Origin of the sequence: Kocuria sp. WN036 (assembly GCF_002287015.1) — a bacterium.
Taxonomy (GTDB): Bacteria; Actinomycetota; Actinomycetes; order Actinomycetales; family Micrococcaceae; genus Kocuria; species Kocuria rosea.
Genome location: NZ_NSKF01000053.1, coordinates 1 through 7655 on the forward strand (window position 1 = coordinate 1; position 7655 = coordinate 7655).

General features: G+C 75.9%; 6 protein-coding genes and 1 pseudogene. 2 read left to right on the forward strand and 5 right to left on the reverse strand.

Annotated features, from left to right (window positions below):
- On the forward strand, positions 1 to 588 hold a 588-nt coding region (locus tag CK505_RS17810), incomplete at its 5' end, for a WS/DGAT domain-containing protein (RefSeq protein ID WP_141246869.1).
- 28 nt (positions 589 to 616) lie between these two features.
- Positions 617 to 1849, forward strand: coding sequence for an aminotransferase class I/II-fold pyridoxal phosphate-dependent enzyme (locus CK505_RS17815; RefSeq protein ID WP_052133054.1), 1233 nt, complete (start codon positions 617 to 619; stop codon positions 1847 to 1849).
- A 96-nt stretch (positions 1850 to 1945) separates the two neighbouring features.
- Here CK505_RS17815 and CK505_RS17820 read toward each other — a convergent pair whose 3' ends face one another.
- From CK505_RS17820 to CK505_RS17840, 5 genes and pseudogenes are all read right to left on the reverse strand, one after another.
- Positions 1946 to 3271 carry a UDP-glucose/GDP-mannose dehydrogenase family protein gene (locus CK505_RS17820; RefSeq protein WP_035928947.1) on the reverse strand — a complete coding sequence of 442 codons (1326 nt, stop codon included), beginning with the start codon at positions 3269 to 3271 and terminating at the stop codon, positions 1946 to 1948.
- 89 nt (positions 3272 to 3360) lie between these two features.
- Positions 3361 to 3960 (reverse strand): 16S rRNA (guanine(966)-N(2))-methyltransferase RsmD, encoded by a 600-nt coding sequence (gene rsmD / locus CK505_RS17825; protein ID WP_095651895.1) that lies wholly within the window; start codon positions 3958 to 3960, stop codon positions 3361 to 3363.
- A 50-nt stretch (positions 3961 to 4010) separates the two neighbouring features.
- Positions 4011 to 6308, reverse strand: a complete 2298-nt coding sequence (locus tag CK505_RS17830) for an ATP-dependent DNA helicase RecG (RefSeq protein ID WP_095651896.1) — start codon at positions 6306 to 6308, stop codon at positions 4011 to 4013.
- A 12-nt stretch (positions 6309 to 6320) separates the two neighbouring features.
- Positions 6321 to 7280, reverse strand: coding sequence for a DAK2 domain-containing protein (locus CK505_RS17835; RefSeq protein WP_313960165.1), 960 nt, complete (start codon positions 7278 to 7280; stop codon positions 6321 to 6323).
- Positions 7270 to 7655: pseudogene (locus CK505_RS17840) on the reverse strand (thiamine-phosphate kinase); the annotation flags it as partial. The gene CK505_RS17835 and the pseudogene CK505_RS17840, both read right to left, overlap by 11 nt.

Genomic DNA, 7655 nt, shown 5'->3' on the forward strand with positions numbered 1-7655 from the left:
CGGGAGCTGGCCCACCGGCACGGCGGGACGGTCTACGACGTGGTGCTCACCGCCGTGGCGGGCGGCGCCCGGCGGCTGCTGGCCGCGCGCGGCGAGCTGGCCGGCGTGCCGGAGCTGAAGGTGTCGGTGGCCGCCTCCGTGCGCGCGGCGGGGGACCCCGCCGGCGGCAACCGGGCCGGTGTGCGCGTCGTGGCCGTGCCCGTCGACGAGCCCGACCCGGTGGCCGGGCTGCGGCGGATCGCGGCCACCACCTCCCGGCAGCGGACCCGTCCGCCGTACCGGCCGGGCGGCCGCCTGGCCCAGCGCTGGATGGTCCGGGTCATGGACCGGCAGCGGCTCGTCAACGTGCTGCTCAGCAACGTGCGCGGCCCCGCGGCGCCCCTGCTCTTCGCGGGGGCACCGGTGCTCGAGCTGTTCCAGCTCGGCGCCGTGCAGGGCAACCTGGCCCTCGCCGTGGGCGTCGTCTCCTACACGGGGACCCTGGGCATCGACGTGGTGGCCGACGCCGACGTGGTGCCGGACCTCCCGGTGTTCGTCGAGGGGCTGGCCGGGACCCTCGTGCGGCTCGGCGCCGGGCCGCCGCCCTGAGCCGCCGCGGGACCCTAGACTGGCGGCCATGGATGCCACCGACGCCGCCGTCCCGTCCACGCACACGTCCGGCCCCCCGTGGGAGCGGATGGCCCGCGGGGGCGGTCTGCTGACCGGCACCGGGGAGCTCACCGGGACCGTCTTCGAGGAGATGTCACGGCTGGCCGCGCGCACGGGCGCGATCAACCTGGGCCAGGGCTTCCCGGACGTCGACGGCCCGCGGGAGATGCTCGACGCCGCGGCGGCCGCACTGCACGGCGGCGGCAACCAGTACTCGCCGGTGGCGGGTCTGCCGCTGCTGCAGGAGGCCGTCGCGGCGCATCAGCACCGGTTCTACGGGATCGACCTGGACCCGGCCTCCGGGGTGGTCGTGACCGTGGGCGCGTCCGAGGGGCTGGCCGCGAGCCTGCTCGCGTTCCTGCGCCCCGGGGACGAGGTGGTCGTGTTCGAGCCGCACTACGACCTCTACGGCGCCGTGGTGGAGTTCGCCGGCGCGCGGCTGGTCACGGTCCCCCTCGAGCCGCCGCACTTCTCCCCCGACCTCGACCGCCTCGCCGCGGCCTTCGGGCCCCGCACCCGCATGGTGATCCTCAACGACCCGCACAACCCGACCGGGACGGTGTTCGACGACGCCGTCCTGGCCCGCGTGGCCGGCCTCGCCGCCGAGCACGACTGCGTGGTGGTGACCGACGAGGTCTACGAGCACCTGCGCTACGCCGGCGGGCACCGGCCGCTCGCCGCGCTGCCGGGGGCCTTCGAACGGACCCTCACCGTGTCCTCCGTGGGCAAGTCCTTCTCGGTCACGGGCTGGCGGGTGGGCTGGGTCAGCGGGCCGGCGCACCTCGTGGGCCCGGTGCGCGCCACGAAGGCCTATCTCACGCACAGCGCCGCCACGCCGCTGCAGATCGGGGCGGCCACCGCCCTGGGCCTGCCGGACGGGTTCTACGACCGGCTCACGGAGGACTTCCGGCGGCGGCGCGACGTGCTCGTGCGGGGCCTGGCCGCGGCGGGCGCCGAGCCGTTCGAGCCGCAGGGCACGTTCTTCGTCGTGGCGGACGTCCGCGGCCTGTGCGAGCGGTACGGGGTCGAGGACGCCGCGCACCTGGCGCCGGTGCTGGCCGAGCGGGCCGGTGTGGTGGGCGTGCCCGTGCCGGCCCTCGCCTCCGCGGAGCACCGGGAGCGCTACGCGTCCTGGATGCGCTTCTCGTTCGGCAAGCGCCTGGACGTCCTGGAGCGGGCCGGGCGGCAGCTGGCCGGCTGAGCCGGTCCGCACGGCGGGGAGCTCGCCGCCCGCCCTCGTGCCGGCTCCCCGGCGGCGGGGAACCGGCGCGCGGGACGCCGCCCCGCGCGCCGCGGCTCAGACGGCGCTCGCCCGGCGGCCCAGGGCCCGGTAGGTGAAGCCGGCCGCGGTCCAGCGGTCGGGGTCGAGCACGTTGCGGCCGTCGAGGATCTGCGGGACGGCCACCAGCGGGTCGAGCTGCTCCGGGGTCATCGCCTTGAACTCGGCCCACTCGGTCAGCAGCACCACGACCTCGGCCCCGGTGACGGCGGCCTCGAGGGAGTCCACGTAGTCCAGGCGCGGATAGCGCTTGGCGGCGTTGGCGTTGGCCTTGGGGTCGTAGACGGCCACCTCGGCGCCGATCGAGTGCAGCCGGGCGGCGATGTCCAGGGCCGGGGAGTCGCGCACGTCGTCGGAGTCCGGCTTGAAGGCCGCCCCGAGCACGGCGACCTGCCGGCCCACCACGGTCCCGCCCAGCATCTGGGTGACCGTCTCCACCGTGTGGCCGCGGCGGCGGACGTTGATGTCGTCGACCTCCGCGAGGAAGCGCACCGACTGCTCCACCCCGAGCTCCGCGGCCCTGGCGCGCAGGGCGCGGATGTCCTTCGGCAGGCAGCCGCCGCCGAAGCCCACGCCGGCGTTGAGGAACTTGCGCCCGATCCGCTCGTCGAGGCCGATCGCGTCGGCCAGGGTGCGGATGTCCCCGCCGACCGCCTCGGTGAGCTCGGACAGGGCGTTGATGAAGGAGATCTTGGTGGCCAGGAAGGCGTTGGCCGCGACCTTGACGAGCTCGGCGGTCTCGAAGTCGGTGACGATCAGCGGGACGCCGGCCTCCAGCTGCCGGGCGTAGACCCGGCGCATCACGGCCTCGGCGGCCGGGTCCTGACAGCCCAGCACCATCCGGTCCGGGGCCAGGGTGTCCTCCACGGCGTAGCCCTCGCGCAGGAACTCGGGGTTCCACACCAGGGACACGTCCACGCCCTCCCGCGCCGAGGCCTTCGCCAGGTCCGCCAGGCGGCGGGCGGAGCCCACGGGCACCGTGGACTTGCCGGCGATCACGCAGTCCTTCGTGGCGGCCGCGGCGATGGAGCCGACCGCGGCGTCGACGTAGCGCATGTCCGCCGCGAAGCTCCCGGCCCGCTGCGGGGTGCCGACCCCGACGAAGTGGACGTCGCCGAAGGCGCCGGCCTCCTCGTAGCTCGTGGTGAAGCGCAGCCGGCCGGTGCCCACGTGCTTGCGCAGCAGCTCGCCCAGGCCCGGCTCGTGGAAGGGCAGCTCGCCGCGGGACAGGGCGTCGACCTTCTCGGGGTCCACGTCCAGCCCCAGCACCTCGAAGCCCATCTCCGCCATCGACGCGGCGTGCGTGGCCCCCAGGTAGCCCGTTCCCAGAACCGTGATCCTCATGGACGTCCTCCGTTCCTCCCGGGCGCTGACCCGGGCTCGATGCTGCCTGTCGAATCTTGTCAAAGGGGGTGCGCCCAGCGGCGCAGGTGTCAGTCCGGCGCGCCGGGGGACGCGGGCGATGTGACGTCCGTCTCGGCGAACCACACGGTGGTCTCCCCGTGCCGCTTCTGCTCGAAGCGGCGCAGCCCGGCCGGCCAGCCGGGCTCCGGGGACCGGGTGGAGCGCTCGACCACGAGCACCCCGCCCTCCCGCAGCCGGCCCACCAGCGGGGCGAGGACCGCGGCGAGCTCCGCCTCCGGCAGGGGGTAGGGCGGGTCGGCCAGCACGAGGTCCCACGGCCCCTCGGCGGGATCCGCGAGGTAGCCGCCCACCGCCCCGTGCCGGACCGTGACGACGTCCTCGCGCCCGAGGGCCCGGTGGACCGTCGCGGCGTTGGCGCGGCAGACCCGCGCCGCGCCCGCGTGCCGCTCCACGAGGGTCACGGCGGCCGCGCGGCGGCTCGCGGCCTCGCAGCCGAGGGCCCCGGAGCCCGCGAAGAGGTCGAGGACCCTGGCGTCCCGGAGCATGCCCCACGCCTCGAGCCGCGCGAAGAGGGACTCCTTGACCCGGTCGGTGGTGGGCCGGGTGTCCCGGCCCGGCACGGACTGCAGGCGCAGCCCCCCGGCGGCCCCGGCGATGATCCTGCTCATGGGTGCTCCTCTCGGGTGCCCGGCGGCACGCGGCTCGGCGGCACGGGGGCTCAGCCCCGGTCCAGGAACGCCTCGGCGTCCGGGTCGAGGTAGCGCTCGATGGCCTCGGCCAGTTCGGGGTGCTCCAGCAGCTGGGGGTCCTCGCCCAGGATCGTCACGGCGTCCCGGCGGGCGCGCTCGATGAGCTCGGCGTCGTCGAGGGCCCGCAGCAGGCGCAGGGTGGAGCGGCCGCCGGACTGCGCGGCGCCGAGGATGTCGCCCTCGCGGCGCAGCTCGAGGTCCGCCCGGGCCAGCTCGAAGCCGTCCGTGGACCCGGCCACCACCTCGATCCGCTCCCGCGACGGGTGCTCGGCGGGGCGCCGGGTGACGAGCAGGCACGTCCCGGCGTGCCCGCCGCGCCCGATCCGGCCGCGCAGCTGATGCAGCTGGGAGATGCCGAACCGGTCGGCGTCGACGATGATCATCAGCGTGGCGTTGGGCACGTCCACGCCGACCTCGACCACGGTGGTGCACACGAGCAGCTGCACGTCCCCGGCCGCGAACTCCTCCATGAGGCGGGACTTCCGGTCCGTGTCGAGCCGGCCGTGCAGCACCTCGGCGCGCACGCCGGCCAGGACGGGCTCGGCGGCCACGAGCTCGGCGAGCCAGGTGACGGACGCCATCGTCGCCTCGGACTCCTCGTCCTCGGAGGCCGCCGCGAGGGCGGACTCCGCGAGGGAGGCGTGGGGCGGGGGCTCGTCGTCGTCGCCGATCTTGGGCGCGACCACGTAGACCTGGCGGCCCGCGTCGATCTCCTCCCGGGCGCGCCGCCACAGGCGCCGCTCCCAGCCCGGGTGCTCCACGAGCCCCACGGTGTGGGTGGCGATCGGCTGCCGGCCGGCCGGGAGCTCGTCGAGGACGGAGACGTCCAGGTCGCCGAAGACGGTCATCGCCACGGTGCGCGGGATGGGGGTCGCGGTCATCACCAGCAGGTGCGGGGGCCGCCCGGCCTTGTCCCGCAGCCGGTCGCGCTGCTCGACGCCGAAGCGGTGCTGCTCGTCCACCACGACCAGTCCGAGGTCGGCGAACTGGACGACCTCGGAGAGCAGGGCGTGGGTGCCGATGACGATCCCGGCCTCCCCCGACGCGATCCGCAGCAGGGCCCGCCTGCGCGCCGCGGCGCCCATGGACCCCGTGAGCAGCACGACCTGGGTGCCGTCCGGGTCCCCGCCGAGCAGGCCGGCCTGCGCGAGCGGGCCCAGGGAGCGGACCACGGAGCCGTGGTGCTGGGCGGCGAGCACCTCGGTGGGGGCCAGCAGCGCCGCCTGCGCGCCGGAGTCCACGACCTGCAGCATCGCGCGCAGGGCCACGAGCGTCTTGCCCGAGCCGACGTCGCCCTGGAGCAGCCGGTTCATGGGGCGGGTGCCCGCGAGCTCCGCGGCGAGCTGCTCCCCCACGGTCCGCTGCCCGGCGGTGAGCTCGAAGGGCAGCCCGGCGTCGAACCGGGCGAGCACCCCCGCGGGGACGCCCGGGCGGGCGGTCGTGGGGTGGGCGGCGAGCTCGGCGCGGCGGCGGGCCAGGGCGCACTGGAGCAGGAACGCCTCCTGGTAGCGGAACCGGCGGCGCGCCTCCCCGTGCGCCCGGGTGTCCCTCGGGCGGTGGACCTGCCAGTACGCCTCCTCGAGCCCCATGAGCCCCTCCCGCTCCCGGATCCCGTCCGGCAGCGGGTCCGGGACGGCCCCGAAGTCCACGACGGGCAGCAGCGAGTGCACGGCGCGGGCGATCTTGTCCGTGGTCAGCTTGGCCGTGGCCGGGTAGATCGGGATGGGCCGGCCCGCCCGCTCCTCGGCGGTCTCCCCGGCCTCCGGGGCGTCCGGGTCGAGGATCGCGTAGTGCGGGTTCGTCATGGTCACGCCGCCGTTGTACAGCCCGACCTTCCCGGAGAACAGGGCGTGCGTTCCGGGGGGCAGGTCCCTGGCGGCGGTCCAGGCGTTGAAGAAGCTCAGCCGCATCGTCCGGCCGGGGCCCGGGTCGCCGTCCGCGAAGAGCCGCTGCGGGTCGGAGGAGACGCGGTCCGTGATCACCACGTCCGTGATGGACCCGCGCCGCGAGCGCATCTGGCGGGTGGAGGCGTGCACGACCTCGGCCACGATGGTGACCTGCTGGTCGATGCGCAGCTCCGAGAACGGGGTGAGCTCGCCCCGCGGCATGTACCGGCGGGGGAAGTGGTCGAGCAGCTGCCCGATCGTGGACACCGAGAGCTGCCGGGCCAGCTGGTCGGCCGTGGTCCGCCCCAGCAGCCGGGCCAGCGGCTGGTCGAGCTCGGAGACCGGGTCGGGGAACGCCCCGCCGCCGTGGGTCGGGGTCATCTCAGGGGTGCCTCATCCGTCCGCCTCCGAGAGGGAGGTCACCGTGAGGTTCACGGCCTTGCCGCGGGCGCCGATCACGGTGAGGGCGTCCTCGGGCCGCGGCACGTGGACGTGCACGCGCCAGCGGTAGCCGTCCCCCGTCTCGGTCACCGCGCTCATGATCACGCTGGTGCCCACCTCGCTGAGCTCGTGGCGCAGCTCCGCGGCGTCCAGCGGGGTGAGCTCCACGGTGCACATCACCTCCACGCCGCCGTGCACGGTGTGCGGGGCGTCCCCGGCGCCGGCGGCCCGGGCCGCGGCGGCGTCGATCAGCGCGTCGAGGGCGTTCTCGTCGCCGGCGTCGTCGCCGCCCACGGTGCGGGCCAGGGCGTCGAAGACCACGAGCATGCCCAGGGCGCCGGCGTCGACCGTGCCGGTCTCGCGCAGGATCTCGAGCTGGTCCGGGGTGACGAGGACCGCGGCGCGGGCGGCGGTGCTGACGGCGGCCAGGAACTCCTTGAGCTGCTGGTTGGACCCGTCCTCCACGCCCTGCGGCACGGGCACGGCGGCGGCGGCCTCCAGGACGGAGAGCATGGTCCCGTCCACGGGGTCCGTCAGGACGCTCCAGGCGCGCACGTGGCCGGCGTGCAGGGCCAGCCGGACTGACTCGGCGCTCATCCTGGTGCTCCCCTCGAGGGAGCGGCCCACGGCCGTGAGGAAGACGGAGAACAGGGTGCCCGAGTTGCCGCGGGCCTCCTCGAGGGCGGCCTGGCCGGCGAGGGAGAGCAGCTCCCCGACGTCGCCGGTCTCGAGCACGGCGGCGGCCTCGGCGGCGGCGCGCACGGTGGTCGCGAGGTTGGTCCCGGTGTCGGCGTCCGCGACCGGGAAGACGTTGAGGGCGTTGAGGACGGGGCTGTGGCGCACGAGATCACGGTGGGCCAGGTCGAGCCACCGCCGCATGACGGCCGCGTTCGATCCGATCCTATGGTTCAAAGTGATCCCATCCTTCGCCGACCGGGTGCCCGAGGGCCAGGTGCGGCGCTCGTCCGTCGAGCAGCACCCGGGGGAGGGTGTCGTCGTGCGCGGGGGGCGCGGGCGCACACGAGCCTATCGCACGGAACATCCCCGGCAGCGGCACGCCCCGGGGGAAGACGGCGAGCAGCCCGTGGTCCTCGCCGCCGGTCAGCACCCAGTCGCGGGGGTCCGCGCCGAGCAGCCGGGCGGCCGGGCGCAGGGGCTCGGCGAGGCCGGCCACGGCCGCGCCGTCGAGGTCGACGACGACGCCGCTGGCGGCCGCGACCCGCCCGGCGTCGCGGAGCAGGCCGTCGGAGAGGTCGATCATCGCGGTGGCGCCGGCGCGGGCGGCCG

Coding starts and splice junctions, on each gene's coding strand:
- CK505_RS17820 (WP_035928947.1), bottom strand. CDS start 3,271: ATGAGGATCACGGTTCTGGGAACGGGCTACCTGGGGGCCACGCACGCC.
- CK505_RS17830 (WP_095651896.1), bottom strand. CDS start 6,308: ATGACCCCGACCCACGGCGGCGGGGCGTTCCCCGACCCGGTCTCCGAG.
- rsmD (WP_095651895.1), bottom strand. CDS start 3,960: ATGAGCAGGATCATCGCCGGGGCCGCCGGGGGGCTGCGCCTGCAGTCC.
- CK505_RS17815 (WP_052133054.1), top strand. CDS start 617: ATGGATGCCACCGACGCCGCCGTCCCGTCCACGCACACGTCCGGCCCC.